At 45.1% G+C, this 21472-nt stretch carries 20 protein-coding genes and 1 other annotated feature; of the genes, 4 read left to right on the forward strand and 16 right to left on the reverse strand.

From position 1 onward, the window contains the following. Positions 1-89: 89 nt before the first annotated feature. Together larA and SATMO3_RS26680 are read right to left on the reverse strand one after the other, a co-directional pair. Positions 90-1385: a nickel-dependent lactate racemase gene (larA, locus tag SATMO3_RS26675; protein ID WP_371373438.1), complete on the reverse strand. Its 1296-nt coding sequence runs from the start codon at positions 1383-1385 to the stop codon at positions 90-92. Between the two features lie 68 nt (positions 1386-1453). Then, positions 1454-2755, reverse strand: a complete 1302-nt coding sequence (locus SATMO3_RS26680) for an MFS transporter (RefSeq protein ID WP_371373441.1) — start codon at positions 2753-2755, stop codon at positions 1454-1456. 379 nt (positions 2756-3134) lie between these two features. On the opposite strand from SATMO3_RS26680, the gene SATMO3_RS26685 reads away from it, so the two are divergent. The 4 genes from SATMO3_RS26685 (at position 3135) to SATMO3_RS26700 (ending at position 6325) form a co-directional block, all read left to right on the forward strand. Continuing rightward, the gene (locus SATMO3_RS26685; protein WP_371373444.1) at positions 3135-3776 is read left to right on the forward strand and encodes a M23 family metallopeptidase; all 642 of its coding nucleotides are present in this window, start codon (positions 3135-3137) and stop codon (positions 3774-3776) included. 185 nt (positions 3777-3961) lie between these two features. Then, a complete protein-coding gene (locus SATMO3_RS26690) occupies positions 3962-4603 on the forward strand; it encodes a dienelactone hydrolase family protein (protein ID WP_371381803.1) in 642 nt (213 codons plus the stop codon). 57 nt (positions 4604-4660) lie between these two features. Continuing rightward, complete coding sequence (locus SATMO3_RS26695; RefSeq protein WP_371373447.1) at positions 4661-5533, forward strand: SDR family oxidoreductase; 873 nt, start codon at positions 4661-4663, stop codon at positions 5531-5533. Between the two features lie 243 nt (positions 5534-5776). Then, on the forward strand, positions 5777-6325 hold the full coding sequence (locus tag SATMO3_RS26700) for a DUF3231 family protein (RefSeq protein WP_371373450.1): 549 nt from the start codon (positions 5777-5779) through the stop codon (positions 6323-6325). 117 nt (positions 6326-6442) lie between these two features. Here the strand turns inward: SATMO3_RS26700 and SATMO3_RS26705 are convergent, their stop codons facing one another. The 14 genes from SATMO3_RS26705 to SATMO3_RS26770 form a co-directional block, all read right to left on the reverse strand. Then, entirely contained in the window at positions 6443-7879 is a 1437-nt protein-coding gene (locus SATMO3_RS26705; protein ID WP_371373453.1) for a four-carbon acid sugar kinase family protein, read from the reverse strand. Between the two features lie 17 nt (positions 7880-7896). After that, positions 7897-8700, reverse strand: coding sequence for a 3-keto-5-aminohexanoate cleavage protein (locus SATMO3_RS26710; protein WP_371373456.1), 804 nt, complete (start codon positions 8698-8700; stop codon positions 7897-7899). Between the two features lie 43 nt (positions 8701-8743). Continuing rightward, positions 8744-9583 (reverse strand): ketose-bisphosphate aldolase, encoded by an 840-nt coding sequence (locus tag SATMO3_RS26715; RefSeq protein WP_371373460.1) that lies wholly within the window; start codon positions 9581-9583, stop codon positions 8744-8746. A 40-nt stretch (positions 9584-9623) separates the two neighbouring features. Continuing rightward, the gene (locus tag SATMO3_RS26720; RefSeq protein ID WP_371373463.1) at positions 9624-10340 is read right to left on the reverse strand and encodes a FadR/GntR family transcriptional regulator; all 717 of its coding nucleotides are present in this window, start codon (positions 10338-10340) and stop codon (positions 9624-9626) included. A gap of 156 nt (positions 10341-10496) precedes the next feature. After that, positions 10497-10922: a heme-binding protein gene (locus tag SATMO3_RS26725; protein ID WP_371373466.1), complete on the reverse strand. Its 426-nt coding sequence runs from the start codon at positions 10920-10922 to the stop codon at positions 10497-10499. Between the two features lie 66 nt (positions 10923-10988). Beyond that, positions 10989-11963 (reverse strand): bile acid:sodium symporter family protein, encoded by a 975-nt coding sequence (locus SATMO3_RS26730; protein ID WP_371373469.1) that lies wholly within the window; start codon positions 11961-11963, stop codon positions 10989-10991. A 44-nt stretch (positions 11964-12007) separates the two neighbouring features. After that, on the reverse strand, positions 12008-12679 hold the full coding sequence (locus SATMO3_RS26735; protein WP_371373472.1) for an aspartate/glutamate racemase family protein: 672 nt from the start codon (positions 12677-12679) through the stop codon (positions 12008-12010). A 292-nt stretch (positions 12680-12971) separates the two neighbouring features. After that, positions 12972-13553, reverse strand: coding sequence for an endonuclease/exonuclease/phosphatase family protein (locus SATMO3_RS26740; RefSeq protein ID WP_371373475.1), 582 nt, complete (start codon positions 13551-13553; stop codon positions 12972-12974). Further along, positions 13498-13938: a hypothetical protein gene (locus SATMO3_RS26745; RefSeq protein ID WP_371373478.1), complete on the reverse strand. Its 441-nt coding sequence runs from the start codon at positions 13936-13938 to the stop codon at positions 13498-13500. Before SATMO3_RS26745 ends, SATMO3_RS26740 begins: the two co-directional genes overlap by 56 nt. Before the next feature lie 63 nt (positions 13939-14001). Continuing rightward, positions 14002-14868: a class I SAM-dependent methyltransferase gene (locus tag SATMO3_RS26750; RefSeq protein WP_371373480.1), complete on the reverse strand. Its 867-nt coding sequence runs from the start codon at positions 14866-14868 to the stop codon at positions 14002-14004. Positions 14869-15098: 230 nt separating this feature from the next. Further along, a complete protein-coding gene (locus tag SATMO3_RS26755) occupies positions 15099-16259 on the reverse strand; it encodes a hypothetical protein (protein WP_371373482.1) in 1161 nt (386 codons plus the stop codon). 61 nt (positions 16260-16320) lie between these two features. Beyond that, positions 16321-16554 (reverse strand) — a binding site (T-box leader). Between the two features lie 102 nt (positions 16555-16656). Beyond that, positions 16657-17697, reverse strand: a complete 1041-nt coding sequence (locus tag SATMO3_RS26760) for a hypothetical protein (RefSeq protein WP_371373484.1) — start codon at positions 17695-17697, stop codon at positions 16657-16659. Between the two features lie 16 nt (positions 17698-17713). Beyond that, positions 17714-19621, reverse strand: a complete 1908-nt coding sequence (locus SATMO3_RS26765) for a glycoside hydrolase (protein ID WP_371373487.1) — start codon at positions 19619-19621, stop codon at positions 17714-17716. A 12-nt stretch (positions 19622-19633) separates the two neighbouring features. After that, entirely contained in the window at positions 19634-21463 is a 1830-nt protein-coding gene (locus SATMO3_RS26770; RefSeq protein WP_371373490.1) for a glycosyltransferase, read from the reverse strand. Positions 21464-21472: the final 9 nt, after the last annotated feature.

Below are 21472 nucleotides of genomic sequence, written 5' to 3' on the forward strand. Positions count from 1 at the left end.
AACACAGTCCCTGTCCCCCTGTTTTGCGCAAAAGAAACTGCAGCAGTCCCGCAAGAGACTTACTGCAGCTTACAGATAAAAATTTGGGGTTATTCCTGTACCAGCGGCACTGTATTAGCCGCATGCGGCATAACATTAATGGTGTAATCCTTCCGGCCAAGCTTTTCTTCAGCAATGGTCATGGCCTCCTCAATTGTAGTAGCGGCAATCAAGCCGGCTTTCTCAATAAAGGCCTTGTTCTCCGGCAGAGTGACAACTATGAACGGAACCTGCTTGGCCATAAGACCGGTTTTCAGAGCAATAAAGCCAGGTACGGTGAAAGCTTTGCGCAGTGCTACTTCCCGGTCATATAGCGATTCGTAATTGAACCAGCCGCTGAAGTCAGGCGGTTCCATTATATCACGGCACTCTAACAGAACGATAACGACACCGTTGTCCTTGACCGCCATAAAGGCATTATCCGTGGTTTTTGAACCCTGATACAAATTGATGTCTTTGGGAAAACCACCGGCCGAAGCAATAACCAGATCGGCTTTGGCGCTAATAGGCACGCCGAAAATTTCAGCAACCGTTTTCGTGCCTTCCAGCCAGGCGTTATACCAGTGCCCGGCGACAAAGCGCGCAAATTTCCCTTCCGGTGTAAAAACGGCATTTAACAGAAAGGCAGACTTTAGCATTGCGGCCATTTCGGTCATATCTTCGTGCATACTGTTGCCTTCCAGCTTTCCGGAAACACAGCTGGCATTTATCCCCTGGCCGACTATATCATGCAGACAAAAACTATGGTTGCCCTGGATGGTCGAGTAGCCGGAGATACCAGGCATAACCGCCTTACGGCCGCCGCCAAAACCAGCCATTAAGTGGTAGACGATGCCCCCGGTCATAATGACCTTATCGGCATTCACCACATGTTTATTGAGATATACTTCCACACCCCGCGTCGTCTTGCCTACATGAACAAAATCTTCACTCGCCGGAGCGTAGCTTTGCACAATTTCAACACGGTTGACTACTTCCTGACCATAAACAAGTATATTTTCTTTGTCGGTGTGGTGACGGTGAGCGCCAAGGCTGACGACCAGCTTGATATCGCCATCGGGTATTCCAGCATCATTAAGTTCGTTCAAAAGTGTCGGTAAAAACTGGTCATATTTTATCCATTGGCGTGTGATGTCACTGGCGATAATGGCGACTTTGTCGCCGGCGGTTACGACTTTCGCCAAAGGCGGTGAATCAATAGGATTGCGTAACGCTTCTTTTACCGCTGCTGGCACGTCATTAATTGCGTCAGCAGGTCTGCCTTCCACAACGTTGATTATCTGTTCTTCCGGCAAAGCGAGTTTAACCTCTTTATCACCAAAACCCAAAACAAATTCTTTTAGCATCCGTTTATCCCCCCTAGTACCCATATACTAGCTCAATGTGTGTATTCCTGCAATAATTTTTTGTGGGCTTAATATTTTTGTAATGCCAGAATTGTCATACATATACAGCCGAGGACCGCAATCCCTACCAAAAACATCATTCCACCGACATAACTGCCGCTGAGACTAATGAAAAAGCCGATTAAAACAGGCGAAAAGGCAGAACCGCCATTACTGAGGCCATTCATCATACCGGCGCCGGCCCCAATGGCTTTACCCGGAACAATTTGCTGAAGGATAGCCCACGAGGAAGGCAGGGCTATGGCAATCGAGGCGATTCCGGCAGATATTAACAACGCCGCGGCAAGATTATCGGCGGCCGTTGCACCGAAATAAATCCCCAACGCTGAGCCAAGATGGGCAATGGCGATAAAAGGAGCCCGCCGGCCGAATTTATCGGCAAGATGTCCAAAGAACAATATGCTGAGAGTGCCCAAAATGTATGGCAGGGAAGATAAAGCTCCCATCTGCGTCCAGGAAAAACCGCGTGCCGCCTTAAGATAGGAAGGCAGCCAGGCCATAGTTCCCCACCAGACACAGGCAATACAAAAATAGTTAATTGTTAATAGCCAGAAACGATAGTTGAGCACAAAGGACTTCATGCGTTCTGACAGACTTTCTGTCTTAATTTTGGACTCTTCCTCAGCTTCAATCTTTAGCGCACTTTCAATATACTCTAATTCCGCCTTATTAACCCGCTTGTGCTGCCGGGGATGATCTGTCACATAAAACCACAGCAATGCCAACGGAATAAGCCCAAGAACACCGAGAACAAAAAAGCTCGGTCGCCAGCCCCAGGTAGAAACTATCCAGGTGAAAAAGGGCATAGCCATGGCAGGACCGCCCATCAAACCAATCAGCCACACCCCATTTGCCTTACCACGCTCATTGGGGGGAAACCAGTTTTTCACAAAGGTGCTCTGCATCGGCCAATGCATGCCTTCCCCAATACCCAGGATTACACGGGCAACAAGCATAGTGCCGAAAGTTGCCGCCCAACCGCCGATAACAACCGAGATGGTCCATAGCAAAATGGAAATTGACATGGCTTTCCGTGGACCAATATAGTCTCCCAAAGGGCTGAGAACAACGTTGGCTACACCATAAGCAATTAAGAATAATGTCATTAAGAGGCCCATTTGCACAGGTTGTCCTTTGATCCCCATTTCTGTGAGAAATGCATTGTCGGCAAGCAAAACAGAAACATTTACCCGATCCAGGTAGGCAACAAGCAAAGTTAATAGCAGAATTGCCACTAATACTACCCGTTGTCTTGTCGGCTGAGCAGAATCTGCATTAGCCACTGTTGTTGTCGTTGATGCCGGCTCCATGTAAGTTCCTCCAGTCGTTTTTAATTTTACCAGAATCCCATTATGTACTCCACACAGACACAAGTACTTATTTCACATTATAGAGATTGTTTAAATTCTCGTCAACAGGGACTCTTTTTAACAATTTATCATGTATTATATATATTTGCGTATCTTAAATACCAAATTTAAGATACACATGTAATTATACATTATACATAATAAAAGCATTTTCTTATTCTCTTAAGCCTTTTTGTTTAAAATACTTAAGCCTATTTCCCATATTTCAAAATCCAGGCAAGCAAAATCTCTTGAATTCCGTTATAATGTTAAGTAGTGGACAAACTGACGCTTACATCGTTACTTTGATTCCCGCATACTGTTTTTAAGGAGGGCCGGCATGCCACGTCTTTCAGAAATTTGGAATGCAAGAAAAGCAACTGCCGTGAAACTGCTGACAAATTCCGCACCTTGGCGTATATCTTTGCTATGTGTGCTACTTTTATCAACCGTCATACTGTTTGTTCAATTATGCCTGCCCGCAGGTCTGGCCTCGCAGACGGCTGCAGCCAATGAAGCAATTCCCGCCGTCGCCGCAAGTTTACCCATACCGCCCCTTGTCTCCCAGCCTAAACCTGCCGTGAATCTGGCAATGATGCCTTCCATCTGGCCCGCCCAAGGCACCATTACTTCAGGCTTTGGCTGGCGGGTCTCACCGTTTGGCGACGGTAATGAATTGCATGCCGGTATTGATATTGCCTATACTATGGGGGCGCCGGTAGCCGCAACCGCGGATGGCGAAGTTGTAGTAAGCGGCCCGGCCGGCGGCTATGGCAATCTGGTACAGATTGATCACGGAAACGGTATTGCTACATTATATGGCCATAACTCCCGCCTGGCCGTCAGTACCGGTCAGCAGGTAAAAAAAGGACAAATTATTGCTTATGCCGGCAGTACCGGCAAAAGCACCGGTCCGCATGTACATTACGAAGTCCGCGTGAATAATGAGCCTGTCGATCCTATGAAGTATTTGCTGCCTTAGATATCTCACCGCAAAGCAGCCATAGCCTCTACTAAAATGAGGTTATGGCTGCTTTTATAATTAAGCGGCAATGATCTTTCAGCCCAGACACGCCCAGGAATAAAGTTTGTATAGCTTGCGACAGTTGTCGGTATAGTAATAGTAGCAAGATCCTATGGAACTGCAGGGGGCGAAAAAACTTGAATATGACAGAAGAATTAGTGCATATCCCGACAGATAAAGCATTGATTGAGGGAGAACTCAGGGTGCCGGTAAACCCGCAGGGGATTATACTCTTCGCCCACGGCAGCGGCAGCAGCCGTCACAGTCCCCGTAACAATTTTGTTGCCCGTGTATTAAACAATTCCGGACTGGCTACCTTGCTCATGGATCTATTAACAATAGAAGAAGACAGCAATTACGCTACAAGGTTTGATATTGACCTGCTCACCGAGCGGCTGCTCATAGTTACCAGCTGGCTGCAAAACAAAGTACAAACGTCCAATCTGCCAATTGGCTATTTTGGCGCCAGCACAGGCGCTGCAGCCGCCTTGAAAGCAGCTGCCCGGGAGACTATGGTCCGGGCCGTCGTCTCCCGGGGTGGCCGGCCTGACTTGGCAGGAAATGACTTGCAGCGGGTAAACAGCCCCGTGCTGCTGCTGGTAGGCGGCCATGATTATGGTGTCATAGAACTGAACGAAGAGGCCTTTAAGCAATTGCAGCCTACCAAAAAGCTCATACTGGTTTCGGGTGCAACTCATCTGTTCGAGGAAGCAGGTACTCTTGAGCAAGTGGCTGACTATGCCGCTGACTGGTTTAATTTGCATCTGGCGCCAGTTAAGGTTTAGGCGTGACCGTTATAACGAAGGGTTTCCAGCCGATTACTTCTTGCAAAGGAGTCTGAAATGAATAATAATCAACAGGCAAATTTGCCTTCTTTTCCGCCTCAGCACCAGGATAAGCAGCCGGGCAGCGAAACAGCCATGAATCCGCGTCCGGTTGCAATTAAAGAGGACTATAAGCCCTCCGGCAAATTAACAAATAAAACAGCGCTGATCAGCGGCGGCGATAGCGGCATTGGCCGGGCGGTTTCCTTGCTGTACGCGCAGGAAGGCGCCGACATCGGCATCATCTATCTCAACGAGCATGAGGATGCCAATATGACAAAAAACGATATCGAGAAACTCGGGCGTCGCTGCCTTCTCCTGCCCGGCGATGTCGGTAACGAAGAGTTTTGCAAGCACGCAGTCAGGCAAGTAGTTAACGAGTTCGGCCAGCTTAACATCCTGGTTAATAATGCCGCGGAACAGCATGTCCAAACATCTTTGGAGAATATAACATCTGCACAGTTGGAACGCACTTTCCGTACAAATATTTTTTCCTGTTTTTATTTAGCCAAAGCAGCCTTAGCTCATCTGGCCAATGGTTGCGTCATTATAAATACAACCTCTATTACGGCGTATCAGGGACACGAGCTGCTAATGGACTACGCAGCCAGCAAAGGCGCCATTGTGTCATTTACCCGTTCTTTGTCTCAAGCACTCATCGGCAAAGGTATCCGCGTAAACGGCGTTGCTCCCGGCCCTATATGGACACCCCTGATTCCGGCTTCCTTCAACGAACAGCACGTTGCCCAATTTGGCCAGGACACACCCATGAAACGCGCGGGTCAGCCTGTCGAAGTCGCACCCGCCTATCTCTTTTTGGCTTCACAGGATTCCGCCTATATGACCGGCCAGATACTCCATGTCAATGGCGGAACCATTGTGAATGGCTAGCGAAATTTCCCGGGAAATAAACAAATATGGCGAATACTATCCAATGTCCTGATTGGCTTGCGATATTTATCGGATTTCATCAAACTCCCGGAGTTGACTCCTAATATTGGAACAACCTCATTTAGTAAAAAACAACTGCCGATAAGGCAATACTGCTGCTAGGAGTAGCGAACATTAACCGTATTACGTTAAAGCAGGCACAAAATGGACAAAAGCGTCGCTTACTCCAAGGAGGAATACATTTTGACCATTATCGATCAGGTAAAAGCATATACCCGTACAATTTTGCAATCTATCTTCGACAAAGAACCGGTAAATTATATGGAGGCATCCAGCTTGTACGGATTAATCCTTCAGGCACGTCACAACATCTCGCTGCTGAGTTCATTCTACAATCAAGCCTCCGACCCGGAACTTCGCGATTTGATAAAAACAGCCATCTATCAACACGCCGTTCCAACTATTGAAAACTGCGAAAAACTGTTGCGGGAAGGAGGCGCAGAACTGCCTGACACCCATTTCCCCTCGCATCCTCTTTACGATAAAACGAATTATCCCAAAGGGGTTCAGTTAACCGACATGGAAATTGCAATCGCTGTCGGGAATCTGGCAAGATCATCGCAATTAATTCTATTTCTATCCTTGCAACAATGTTACCAGCCAGAAATACTTCTAGCTATTAGCAGCTTAATGAGTAACGGACTGCAATGGGATTACCAGCTACTGCAATTAATGCTCCACCGCGGCTGGCTGCCTAATGCTCCCAAAGTCCAGCAACCAACCCTACACTAAAACCCCAAGAGGGTTAGACCTGCCCGCATTGTTAATGGTTTGGCCTTAGTCGATAGACAAAAGGCTTCAACCCTAGTTTTTTTTTAGGATTGAAGCCTTTTCATTTATCTCATTTTATTATTTTGCCAGCAATACTTCCACGACTTCCTTGAGTGTGCTGTTTTCACCGACATTGCCGGGAAAGACGACATAAGGTATATGCGGGAATTTGCTTTCCTGGCCTGTTTGCCATACAGGTATCCCCGGCCTTATTTGTCCCAGCACGTTTGCTCGTTTGATATGCAATGCTTGTGTGGCAACATCACTGGACGTAATGCCGCCTTTGGCCACCACAAAAGCCGGCGTTACCTGCAGTCTGCTAACCAGCGCCTGTACGGCGGCAGATATTTTAACAGACCGTTCCAGAGCATCCTCTTTCGAATCATTGGCTAAGGTCAACAGTTTCCTTTTTGTATAAACAACGACCGTTGTACCCTTAGTAAGCAGTTCTTCTTCCTGTCGCACGACTGCAGCAATTTCTGCCTGAAAACGCGCCTCGTCCAGAACCAAATCAGAATTAAACTCGATAAAATGTAAACCTTCAATCGTTTTTAACGCCTCAACCTGGCTGGTCGTTTTCTGAGTATGGGAGCCAACAACGACAATCCCTCCGGTATCACTGCTGCCTGTAACCATATCCGTTCTGGTTAGAAGCGGCTTATCGGCAATAGCGCACAACTCTTTTACAAAGCCGGCAGCGGTACGGAACAGGAAGTGTTTTCCCTGGGCAATCGCGCGGTAAAGCGCTATGCAAAACACCTTTACATCACAGGCATCGACAGCATTGACAATTATTTTGCCGAAGTTGGTCAAACCCATGAGCTTGCCGACAATTGCAGCAAGATTGAGTGACCTAAGCTCTTCCAGCGAAATGGTCGCCACATTTTCTTGTTTATATGCGTCTTTTGACTTTTCCTCAATGTAGGCGGCCAAATCCGAGGATTGGTAGCCAAAGGTTTTGTCTGCGGCAAACTCTGTATCTCCGGCCGGAACCAGAAAGTCGCCATACTGCACATAGTGAATATTATCGATCGTAAAACGACCGCCTTCTTTAAAATAAGGACATAGAATTTCACCGTCAACCTTCTGCCCGGAGTAGTGTTCCCACTGCTTCCGCAGCACCGCGGTTTCCAAAGGATAATGGCCCCTGAGCGTTGAGTCGCCGCGGCTCACAATCAGATAGCCGCGTTGCTGCTCTTTGGCTACCTGAGCAATCACCCTGCCGATTTCCCGATGTGCTTTGCTTGTCTGTTCTTCGGTAAAACCGCGCGAATTGGTCAAGATGTAGAAAACCTTGTTCTTTTCCCGAAAGCCGCAGCTAATACTTTCATAAGACCAATCTGTATATACCGAAACGTCATGAACGGTCTGCGTGCCGGTCGGGTCATCATCCAGCACAATGATTTTATGAGGATCATTCCTAACAGCCTGCTCTAACAGCGTCTGTACATACCCCTCATCCACCGGCGGATATGATTTTAAAATAGCAGTATTACGTTTTGGCAATGGTTTCATGTTCTTCTGCATCCCATTCATCTACTCAATATGTTAAAATGCTGCCTGGCTTCAGCCGGACTCATCGGCTCTTTATCCATTGCCCTAAGCAAACGGACCGTCTTCTCCACTAAAGGAACATTGCTGACGGCCACAGTATTCGGATCCAAGTAGTTGCTGTCTTCAAAACCAATTCTAACGGTACGGGCTCCCATCCCCAAAGCCGCGGCGATAATGGAGAAATCGCGGCGGTTAGCATGCGTGATGCCCCAGAGAGTTCCCGGGGGAATCATTTGAATCATGGCGGCCAGAGCTTGCGGAGTGGCGGGAGCCTCGCCTTTATGACCCAAAACAATGCTAAAAAGCACTGGATCATAAAAATCATATTGTTCCATAAACTCTCTCATAGCATAAATATGTCCGATCTCAAAGACTTCCACTTCGGGTGTCTTTTTCATTTTGATAAGTTCACGGATACAATACTCCACATCATCAACAGGGTTACAGTATACCGCCTTGCCCAGGTTGGTAGAGCCCACATTCAGGGAACAGGCTTCGACCAGATCCGAATACAGCGGAACACACCGTTCCTGGATAGTAAGATTGGATACACCGCCTGTCGACACTTCAATAATGACATCGGACTCCTTACGAATCAGCCGGAGCGTTTCTTCCAGGAGACTCATATCCGTCGTCAGGTTCCCCTCGGCATCCCGGACATGCAAATGCACCATAGCGGCGCCTGCCTGCCAGCAACGCACAACATCGTCCGCAATGTCAACTGGCACAATATGTTTATCGGTACTCGCCACCGGAGCAACAGAAATCATCACTTTGTCCATTTTTTCGCCCTCCTATGACCAAGCCGGGCAGGAGTACACGCGCTCACTGCCGGCTAAAAAAAGCTATATATTTTTTCACAATTTCTTTTACATAATCAACCTGGTTTAAGGATAATTCAGAGAAGTGCGGCTGGTCAGCCGCCAGCAGTTTGGTTGTCTTTTCTACAGCATACACCGAGATTTCCGTGTTTACATTAATCTTGGCAATCCCTCGGGCTATACAGCCTAAAATATCCTTTTCAGCCAATCCAGATCCGCCATGCAGTACAAGTGGTACAGACACGAGCTTATTGATGCTTTTAAGTATGTCAAACCGGATATTGGGTTCTGCCTTATAGAGCCCGTGCACGGTACCAATCGAAACTGCCAGGGCATCAACACCTGTAGCCTCCACAAACTGTTTCGCCAGCGCAGGTTCCGTATAAGCCTCTACATCGGCAGCCGTACCCTCGTGGGAGCGGTCACCGGCAGCCAGACTGCCCAGTTCGGCTTCCACCGACACACCGCAAGCATGCGCTATCTGACAAACCAATTTTGTATTTCTTACATTTTCCGCATAAGGCAACGCCGATCCATCATACATAACAGAGCCAAAGCCGGCACGAATAGCGCGAAACACGGTATCCAGGTCACTGCAATGATCAAGATGCAGACAAATCAGTGTTTCGCTCTCCTCCCCCATACTTTTGGCAAGAGCATAGGCTGTTGACAGTGGCATATTTTTCAGGTACTTGGCGCCTAAAGCCAAAATAACCGGCATACCGGTTTCCGATCCTGCGTCAATAATCCCCTTAAAGGTTTCATAATTATAACCGTTAAATGCCCCGACAGCATAGTTATTGCGATAAGCTACCTTGAGGATATCGCCGAAATTTACCAACATACTTACTACCCCTTGGTTGGTTATTTGTACAAACTAATACTTAACCGGTTACTTTCTCCCAATACTGATAATGGTTTTCCACTACCACATTGATCTTCGTCCGGTCTTTTTCTTTTAACACACGCAGCATTTCCCTGTGCATAAACAGAAACTGCTCGGTTGCCTTATCCTCCAAAAATTTCTCTATGGCTTTCAGCCGGGATTTTTTAGTGATCTGATCGACATAGTAACAGATTCCTTCTAATAATGCATTTTGGGTAATAGCAACAAGCACCATATGAAAGGCGGTATCGGCGGCAAATATAGCATTGGCATCCACATTTACCGCCGAAATCTTTTGTTCAAGCTCCTTCATAGCTTGTTCGGCTTTATGCAGCGAGTCTAAATCCAGTTTATCCATCGCCAGTTGGAGGATCCCGACGTCGATTACTTTACGCAATTCGACAATTTGATTAGCAGAATCTTTCTGTAAGATAATTCCGTATAGAACAGGGTATAGCATTTTACTGTCAAAACCTTGTTTTACAAAAGTCCCTTCCGCCCGTTTAATGGTAAGAACACCATATGCTTCTAAAATTTTAATTGCCTCGCGAACAGAATTTCTGCCAACCCCCATTGATGCGCAGAGCTCATTCTCTGTCGGGATCTTATCACCCGGTTTCAGTTCACCGTTAATGATGGCATTTGTTACATTATCAACAATTTGTTCAACAATAGATTTTCCGCCTATTTCTTTTAAAAAAGACTCTGTTGCCATTTTGGACCCCCTGATGATATTTGTTCTTCCAGTATAACATCATACGTTGGTCCAAAACAATCTTAAGGCACCATGTGACACGATACTGTCTGAAAAAGTAATTCTATAAGAAAAAACACGGTTGGTCCGATCCTTTAACGGAGTTGGAGCCGCCCCTCAGCCAGCTTTCTCGCACGATAAATCAACCGCCACAGCAGCCACTTTGGCGGCAACTTCGCCGTCTTCCTTAAGTCCGCCAATGCCGACCGCACCGATAACCTGCTGTTTGTCATTATATATTGGTACACCACCAGGCATCCCGACAAATTTATCATCCGCAAAATAGGCAATATTAAGATTTTCCTGTTGCAGCCGCCGTAAAAAATCACCTGTGCTTACCCCCATCCGGACAGCGGTATATGCTTTATTGGGGGTAAGATTGATGGTCAGTAATTTAGCGCCATCCAGTTTATTGAACAAAACTAAGAATCCATCTTTATCACAAATGGCCACACTAAACGGTTTCATCCCATATTCTTTCGCAACAAGTTCTTCCGCATAATTCGCCAGTTTTTTCGCCAGAGCAAGTGTAATATTGTCCAACAGGATCACCTCCATTCAATTTTGTCACTTTACCCGCGCACGACATCCTTTACAGGTAAACAAGGCTTACGATTCTATAGACCTTTTCTCGTTGGCTGTAGCCAATTCTTTTTTCTCTTCTTGTTCACGCCAATAGCTGGCCAGCATGGGACCGGTAAGATTATGCACCAGGTTAAATATAGCCGCAGGAATAAAGGCCAGCGGCGCCAGATGGGCTAAGGCCAAGGCCATTGCCAGGCCGCCATTTTCCATGCCTATTTCAAAACTAAGCGCCTTGGCTTTAAAATGCGGCATGCCGACACCCCGCGCTGCCCAATACCCTGTTGTTAGACCAAGAATATTATGCAGGGCTACAGCGACTACAGCAATTATGGCAACATTGGCCAGTGAACCGGCGCTTAAGGCAAACCCTGAACTGGTTGTAATAAAGATGGCAATAACAGATACAACGGGAATGATCGGCATAATTTTATCCACAAAGTCGGATGCTATCCCGCGAATTATAGCCCCTAAAAATACCGGTACCAGAACAATCTTCAATATATCCAATAAAATAGCCCCGGCATCAACAGGAACAATCGAGCCCACCAGAAAGGCAAACATAAAAGGTGTGATAAAGGGAGCGATAATGGTATTAATGGAAGAAACGGTAATTGAAAGTGCAGTATCACCTTTTGCTAAAAAGGTCATAACATTGCTGGCCACACCGCTGGGACAACAACCGACAAGGATAAGCCCCGCGGCCAGAACCGGCGGCAGATCAAGGACTTTTGTCAGCATAAAGGCAATAAACGGCATAATCAGATAACGCAGCACAATACCCCAGAATACATCCTTAGGCCGTGAGAAAACCAGTTTAAAATCGTTTAACGATACGGTAAGTCCCATACTGAGCATTACGGCCATAATGCAATAGGGGACATATTTGGCTAACGGCTTAAATGGTGCAGGGTTATAGTAAGCGGCAATAACACCTAAAATAATCCATACAGAAAAATATTTCGTAATAAATTTTACGATATTTCCCAATTTTTCCAACATTTCAGTCGCTCCTTTGGTTTTAGTACAAAACTCTAGCCGAGTGATTACAGCAAACCTTTTTTCACCAAAGCCTCTTTAAGCGCTACAGCACCAAATCTCGGGCTGGATAACACCGGTTTTCCACACTGCTGATGGATATATTCTTCGCAGTAAGCCATTGAACCTTGGGCAAACAAAATCACATCAACACTGTCGCAGACTTCTCTGGCGTATTTTGTCATCAATCCTTTAAACTGTTCTTGATCAAGCCCAAAGGCCCCGTCAACCAGCACATCGACTAATTCCACATGCTTGTTCATTTCCCGTGCTACCCGCATGATTGTGTTTTTAGTAGGCGCCAGTGTTGTTGGTAAAGTGGCCATTACCCCAATACGTACGCCCTGACGTACCGCTTCCCGACACATGTCTTCATCAATACGCACGATCGGAATGCCGGTATATTTGCCAACATCCTGCGCGGCGTCGGCAACCTCCCCGACTGACGAACAGATATTGAGAATAGCGTCAGCCCCATCGCTCACAGCTTTCATATACATGCCGACAAGCCTGGCGGCCGCAGGCGCAGTAACATATCCGGCCTCCCGCACTTCTGCAAGAATCGAGGGATCCTGGTTGCTGATTACCACAGTTCCTTGCGGCAACACTTGACTAACTTCTTTTTCCACCAGCTCAATCAATTCCGGGGTAGTACTCGTATACACCAAAGCTACTTTCATGGTATGTCCTCCTCTTTACGCAGCATATAGTATGTATTACGTACTACATCCTACGTTTGATCTAAAGACATTATCCCATCTTTCAATTTAAATGTAAATAGCAATTTTTCAGATTTTTATATCATTTGCGAAATTTTGAATGCAACCTGTCTCATTGACCGCTACAGAAGGTCATACTGTTCCGGTTGTAGCCATGGTACTTCTCAGCCACTATGCTCATGACAAAATGACAGCCCGAACTCCCAGTTGAGGCTATTTTTTCAGGGAATGCCGCCACGACATTCATATTAGATTAACAACTGCAAGATAGAGTTAAATCCGCCGCTATACCGGCGTGATCGGACGGCCAGAGACCTGTACAAGTTCGATCATTCTGCTCATCCCCCACCAATACTGCCTCTAGCGGTTGCCAGCCATTTTTAAACAAAACAAAGTCTATCCTTCGGTTTAAGCCAGACACAGCATTTAACAGGTCGGGATCCTGACAACAGGTAAATCCGGCGCCTGTTCCGGCCTCGGTCCACACATCCTTAAAGCCTGCCGCAATAAAAATCCCGTAGGTTGGTGTGCCACTGCCATCGGCGTTTGAGTTCAAATCTCCCGTAATTATCAGAGGAAAATCTGTTGCGGCAGGTCCCGCCAGCAGTTCTTCCGCCTGTTGAACCTGAATACCAGGCGCACCCGGCTCCAGATGAGTATTGATCAGCCTGAAAATATGTCCGTCGGCCTTAACATCTATAAAGGACCATCCCCGCAGGAGTTCAAACGGTTGCCCGGCAATAGGCACGACCAAATTGGCTTTATAATTGGCCTCTTGACTATTGACAATCGTAAGTCCGCGCCGCTCGCGAGTTAATATAACATCGCGATCCAAAAAAACGAATAAGATTCCCGTTACTATCTGGAAGTTCCGCTGAAAAGTTTCGGTTCTGAGCAGCAATTTCATAGCTCAAGCCTATACTTGCCAATTCCTGCAGCAGCAATTGTACAAAGTCATATGTGACTATTTCAAGATTCGGAATTACTAATTGCCATATCTCTGCTTCTTGCAGCCCGACTAGCTTAGGTTTCCGCAAAGCAATCTCGCTGGCAATTGCTTTCACGCGATCAAGAAAATTAGTCGCCAGAAATTGCCGAAATACTTCAGTTACCCGCCGGGGAAGCTGATTTGGTGTAGCAGTTCCTAGCGGTGCTAGATCCGCGCCATTATATAAATTCCACGTCAGCACTGACAAAAGCAAACCATTTCTCTGTTCCATCTATCCATCAGCTCCAGTTTTTAATCTACATAATATCCTATGTAGGAAAGATGGAATGCGCCACTATGCCTTTTGTGCGACAATCGCTATCCAGTCGCCACCTTCCTGGTATCGCTCCCCCGTTAGACTGTTCCAGACATCCGCAACTTTAAAGCCATTATCCTGCAAAACAGCGGATATTGTCTGTAAAGAATAGTCATGAAACCAGATTCGATATACTTTGCATGAACCGCCTTCATCAATGACAGTATACTGGTTAAGCCACGAGTCATCTTGAGGATAATCATAGCCTTCCTCCAGCACGATGTGTCTGCCCTCTCGCCAGAAACCGCCCTCGGAAAAATACCATCTGTTTCTTAGCCCTTCGCGCCGCCGCAGCTTGCGGGTAGAAACATCAAATATAAATAATCCATCTCTTTTGAGGGCTTGATGAATAATTTGCAGCAGCCGGTTTCTGGCATTATTGGAAAACGTGCATATTTCTCCGTATATCTGCAATACTCTGTCAAAAGTTTCCTCATATTGTAAGTTAAAAAAATCTCCGCAAATATAGTCAATATTCAGACCTAATTCCTCGGCATTTTGCCGCGCATAGTCAATTGACCGCTGTGATATGTCCACACCTGTAATCTGTATGCCCTGTTGACAGAGCGGTCTGCTATATAAACCCGGACCGCAGCCTAAATCCAACACCCGGTCTCCCGGGCGCAACACCTGAGAAGAGATGAGATGTTCTATTGTTTTTTCAATGGTGCCCGGCATCCTGCTGGCGCCATCAAACTCAGGGTTTAAATGCGCGGCAAGCATGCTCCGGGAAATGTGCGGATCATCCCAGAATAACGCCTCTCCCGGCTGAAACAGCTCCGCTTGATGCTCTGAGTCTGCAAGGCATTGAAATAGTTTTTGCAACGTTCCACTGCTTCTCCCCATCCAAAACGATCTCCTTAATTCACTCACTTTATGCATAACACCATCCTCTCAATGGGGTGAAAAGATCCTTACCTTAATATTCCAATACGAGTATACCCTATACCTGAACCTGTTTTCAAGTCGCCATGGCAGTGCGCGGAGATAAAGAAAAGATACTACCTGTTCACTTCTTTAATAAAAAAGCTTCAAGAGAGTCACTCTTGAAGCTTTTTTTAAATATTTTTTTAAAATTATTGCGATAAACCTGGCCTTTTTAGCTCGGAGCCAGCCTCCCGCTCTCTTTGCTTGGCATTCTTTCTGATTTTGACTGTGCCAACTATGATTTCCGGCAACAGAACAAAGAATAGCCCGATATAACCGACTGAGCCATAGCCTTTGACAACGATATTGGTCAGACCAAATACCGATATGCCTGTGCATAAGGCAATGGTAACAAGGGAAATAGCAATTCTCCGTGTCTTCAAGCTTTTTAAAATATTTTTTTCGACCAAAACCGGCTCGAAGCGGGCAACTGTAGAAAAAACTAAGGATATTCCCGTACCAAGTAAAGCAACAAACAAGATTATACTGTATAAAATTTTCAGCCAGGAGATACCAAGCTGGGATGTAACATAGTACACAGGCAAAGTCTGTGTCAGAGTCTCCGGGCTAAACCCTAAAAGCATAATACATACAACAACCAAAAAAATCCCGTTTAACAGCGTGCCAAAGAACATAAACAAATTGCATTCTTTTGTAGTTTTAATATGATGTGAAACTGAAATAATAGGCAGTACAGTAAAAGCTTGAAAACCAATATAGATCAGCATATACCAGACTGCATCCCCAAAGCTTGCGCCGAAAGTTTCCTGCGTGGCCAGAACGCGCTGGAAGTTGAGCGCACCCGTTTGGATACCCAAAACACAGAGGATTAGTAAGGTAACAATCAGGAAATATGTCTTGAGATTTAGGACCTTAATAATTAAGTCACTGCCAAAAATAGTCAACAGCAATAACACGATTCCTACAGCTACAATGCCAATTCCATACGGAATTCCCAGGGAGCTTTTTAGTAAGGCGCCCGAACCGGCAATGGACGTACTGACGCCACAAGCAATCAACATAATAAAGCCAAACTCAAATACAATGGAAAAGTATTTTTCGTAAGGGTGAAAAAGAGCATCGCCAAAACTCTTATAATCATAAGTTTTATAGTCTTTAGCCAAAACAAGGGCATTTCTGTGTCCCCAGCCTAAAAGAACCATGGCGATCAAAGGTAAAAATACGGAATACCAACCAAACTTCACAAAGTAATTGACTTCCTGATTGCCAGTAGCAAATCCGCCGCCACTATGAGTGGCGAACCAGACAGCGGCCATAGCAAATGCTGTACTTATCGCTCCATTTCCCATATATATAATCCTCCTAAGTTTACTTAATGAATAAAAAAACCCCTATTGACAATCAATTGTCAATAGGGGCGACGAATATCGCGGTACCACCCTACATTAGGCTCATTTCAGCACTGTGTAAGCATCCAGCTGATATCTTTAACGCAGACATACGCAATTACCTAAATAAGTTCATCGCTTACTTCAGTAACAGAATTCCTGGGCGAGTTTACAAACATACCTGCACCGGTTTGCACCAACCACCGGTTCTCTGCGGCAATGAATATATTTGCTTTATCCCAATCATCATCTTTTTCCTAATTGAAGTTTTCACATCATTACGCGCCTGCAGGACGAGTGTAACTTTGTAACTTTATCACATTATTACACTTACCGTTGCTAATGTCAATAGTTATCACTATTCATTTATTTTATTGATCTCAATGTTGCCGCCTAAACGCCATAAGCTAAAGTTATTTACTCCCTGTTCTTTAGCGATACCAATCCAATAGTTTATTGTCTCCACATCCGCATACCATACTTGATACGTAACTCCCGAATCTTTATACGTAAAGACTAGACACTGGCTAGCCGCATCCCTTTTGGGTTTACTGTCAAAGGTTACCGCAAGGGTTTTTGCTTCGGCTTCGGTTAGCAGCGCCCGCTTACCATTGTCGCCCCATAGGCACCCCCCTGTGGCAAACGCAGCGGAAGCTCCTCCCCGCAAAGCTCTCATTTGCTGGGCTGTTCTTTCAATAAAATCTTTGTTGGCTTTTGGGCCCGGTTCACTATGCAAGCCGTATAGATTATAAAACATGACCACATATTCAGGTCCCTGCGGGAGATTGGCGTAAGAGAACGGGGTACCCGGCTCGAGCACAACCCGCAATTTCAGGTTGTTTTCCCGGGCCTTAAGAAATAGTTTATCAACAAAAATCGCGAAAGATCTTGCAACTTGTTCATCGCTCCATATTCTCTCATAATCAATTTCAATACCGTCATATTTGCCTTGCAGAGTCAGTGCAACAATAGCGTCAATATGTCTATCCATAGCCGCCGAACTGGCAAATGCCCGGCGCAATACCTCGGTGTCCTTCATGATAACCGATTCATCTGCATTCTGTTTATCATTCACAATGGTAAGATAAGTTTCATATTTTCCTTTTTTCGCTTTTAATTCTTTTCTTTTATCGCTAAGCTCCCGGGGAATAAAGATGCGGTCACTCGCATCAAAATAGGCACCGAAGTAAGAAAGTTTATCTAACTTGTTACCCAGTCTTTGCAAATCCTTTACGCCTGCATCCAAATCCCAGTATGCCAGCCATGCCACCTTGCCGCTTGTTTCTTTCGCATCCGCCTTGCCAGCCGTCTGGTTATCGTAATTGCAGCCTGCCGTCAGAACAAAAACAACTGACAGCAGTATTATTTTGATAATTTTACAAGCTATCCCCTTCCCCATGCGCACCTCACCCATATTACAAATATTTTATAAAGAAATCCACAATGGCTTCCCAGTACCGCTTCACTGTAAGTTTAACAGCATCCAGACCTTGTAATCGGCTGTCAAATAAAATTTTTTCCTCTTTCTCGCCTGTATTTTCAGTAATCATTAATTTGTCAAAAACACCGTCATATACATCATCGGCGAGATTTCTTTGACTTTGCCCATAGCCCCCCCAGGCGCTTTCAAGAAATACAGCGCCTGCAGTTGTGTTTACCACCTGCAAATCGCTGACAGCGGCTTTATCGTCTACGATAATAGTAAGCCTGTCGCCTTTAAGAGATAATGCCACGCGGCGGTCCCCTTTTTCATGAGCACTGATTTCAGGTATATAACGCTCGGCCCCCTCTGCAACCGCAGGGACCACTTCCTGTGTTTTACTTTGAAGCCGGGCAGTGTAAGCTTTAGCCTTTTCAATTGAGTTGGCATATTCAAGGAAAGTTGCTAATGCGGTCACTTCCGCAGCCTTTCTGTCTTCTGGAATGGATAAAACTTCTTTTCCGTCATGCTGGTCTAAATTCAGCTTATACAGTTCTTTTTCAGCAACTCCATTTTTCTCCGAAACATACAATACGTTATTAAGAATATAGACAGACAAAAATCGTTTTAAGCCCTCATCAGCCCGTAAGTATATTCTCTGCAATCCCAGCTTATTGCCCTTAAGCCTTACAGTAAGTTTTAGATCTTCAAAATCATTGCTGTTTTTTAAACGTATTATCCCTTGGTCTTTTGGCAGTGCAGTCAAAATCATGGTGTCATCTTGAATTTCCAATGCCCCTTTACGGGTTTCCCATTCCTTTTGTTTATTCAAATTGCCTTGGACAAAATCCAAGTCCTGATTGATATCGTATTTTATCCGCATCAGCAGATGATTGGCATACCAATAAGGCTGCGGCTGCATCCGCGTTAAATCATAAATGCTGCTGTTTCTCTGATTGAAAGAAAATCCTTCACGGTTAAAGTTCATCGTAAACAAAGTTTTAATCCAATATTCATTTACGGTGCTGACTTTATCGTTATTGCCAAATTGCCCGGTATTGGAATGCATAAGTATATAGGTTCCCGGTACATAGCCAAGAGATTGGGTATAAATATCCCGCACAGCTTGATAATCGTGCGATATGCGTTCTTTCATCCTGATGTAGCTTTCTTTGGGAACACCGTATTCATCCCGTATATAATCCATTAAATAATGATTGTATTTACGTCCTAGGTAAGGGGCAACGCTTGCATGTTCAAGCGGCACTAATTCGCCTAAATAATTATCGTAACGGTCAAACACGTTAATGAAGGCCAGCCGGTAGCCATTGGTGCCCATTTCCCAGTAAGTCGATTTTTCCAGTTCTTTCAATTCATCGGGAACTAAAAATTTGGGATCTTTTTTTTCAAACTTTTCAGGGTAAGTCAGCATGGTTGCTTTAAAATTGAGCTCTTCCAGAACTTTTTGCGAAAAAATTGCAGTATCCCTTCGACCATCCTCGAAAATTAAAAGCAATGATTTCTCCGGCAATTCTTTACCTGACTGATAATAATCCAGGACATCCTGTTGGGTAATCGTTACATAGCCCAAGTCTTTGAGTACCTGCAAATGCTGCTGCAGTCGATCTATACCGATGATATTCTGCTTTCCTATCCTATCAACCCCAAAGTAGGCAAGGGCCACAAAACCTTTATCGCCGGAAAACTTAGTATTTTGCGCTGTATAAGGTTTATACGCTTTTAACGTAAGCAAGGCTACTACAGCTATCGCAAGGACTGCAACGATAACCGTGAGCTGAAATACGACTCTTAGCAGTTTTTTCCGGTCTTTGAGTTCTGTAAATTTCGCATATATGGCTCTTTTTCTATTTCTGCGCGGAACGAAATTAGTTGACATTGTCATTAGCGTATTTCCTCATTTAATTAAGCTTCTCTTTTTTCCCATTTCCAAAAGGTCAGCCGGAGTCAGCCGGGTTCCCCAGGTAGTTTTCCAGAACGTAACCCAGGCGATAGGCATTTGCCATAAAAGTACGGCTTCATAATAGAAACAGAACCATAACCCGTAGAGCCAGGTTGAACTTCTTCTTAAAAATAACTGAGCCATACTCATCAGCAAGGCCATTAAAGCAATACCGAGGATAAAAGTGAATGGAAATACCCGGTGCATTAGCGGAATGTAGACCAGGTTATAAATAACAATGGCAGGCGCCACAAGCGGTACCAGCATTCCCATATAAAAGGATAAGGACATAAAGGGTTCTTTTCTCCACATAAACCGGGCTGCGATAAGTGATTCCCGCAGCCACGACCGTTTCCAGCGCATTTGTTGCCGCAAAAAGACTGAATACTTATTCGGTACAACGGTAGTACATATTGCCGTATCCTGATATGTAGTACGGTTATTTCTTAAAATGAAATTTGTCATACTCCGGTCATCGCCAAAAGTAGCTTTTTCGCCCATAAATTTTTGGTTCAGCCAGGCATCCATATATTTAAGAACTAAATCTTTTCGATAACAGGAAAGCGGCCCTGATAAACAGGTAACAGCATCAAAATAGCCTTCTGCCGCCTTCATAATCCGAAAAGCGATATAGTAGCGGACAGCCTGCATTTTCGTAAGTGCATTGGTATAAGTATTAGCAACATCAGTCCGGCCCGAAACTCCTCCCATTTTCGTATCTTTAAAAGGTTGAACAATGTTGCGAACTGCAAATGGATCCAAAAAACTGTCGGAGTCAACAAATACTACCAGCTCATGTCGCGCTCTCAGCGCACCTCTCGCCATAGCTTCCCGTTTACCGGCGTTTTTCTCCTGCCGAAAACAATGTAATCTTGTTTCAACATCATACCGTTGCTCTTTAATCTTTAGTTCTTCCACTATTTTTGTAATTTTGGCATAAGACTGATCAGAGGAACAATCATCGACTACGATAACTTCCAGCTTATCCATCGGATAATCCTGATTGATACAGCTAATAATCGTTCTTTGAATCCATACTTCTTCATTAAAACAGGGAATAACTATACTAACGCCCGGCGTGTAGTCATTGTCAATAGGAACAGGCCGGTAAAAAATTGCAAACAAATAACGGCTCAGCAAAAAACTAGCGGCTACAAGACTATACATATACAAAATTTTGTTAAATTTAAAATACAATACGCTTTCCGCCCGCATAAGTATGATGCAGGCACAAATAAAGAACAGAAACAGCGAGGCAACCGACATCATATACCAATTTTTCTTTTTGTTGGCATGTTGCGCTAATGATTCCAAAAACAGAACGCCACAGCGTGTTTTCCCCGCTGGAGTTTTTTCAAGGCGGATAAATTTTGCTCCAATGTCAACTTTCATCTCATAGCCTTCCGGCATAGTACCAGGCGCAATCACAAATTTCAAACGAATATTCTTAGCTTGGCTCAAATCCTCAGCCACTTCCGGACTAACTTCCAGCAGCATCCCGGTTGACGATATATCCACACCCCGCCCGGTGCGTTTAACTATTTTCTTTATCAGGACGTATTCGATCGAAACAATGTAGTCAATCAAATACCGCTTGCCCATATTTTCAGATAAAATCCGGCCTTCAAGGCTATTTGTCCCCACATAGCTTCCGTTGGCCTGGCGTCTGTCCACATTGGTACGCAAGCCTTCCATATCCGGAACTTTAGAAAGGAGCCGACGGTCGGGTTTTACAGCAAGCAGGATATCTTCTTTTTCTTTATTATCGCGTTGAAATATGCCCATAGCTCACAC

Source organism: Sporomusa aerivorans, from assembly GCF_041428895.1.
Lineage (GTDB): Bacteria > Bacillota > Negativicutes > Sporomusales > Sporomusaceae > Sporomusa > Sporomusa aerivorans.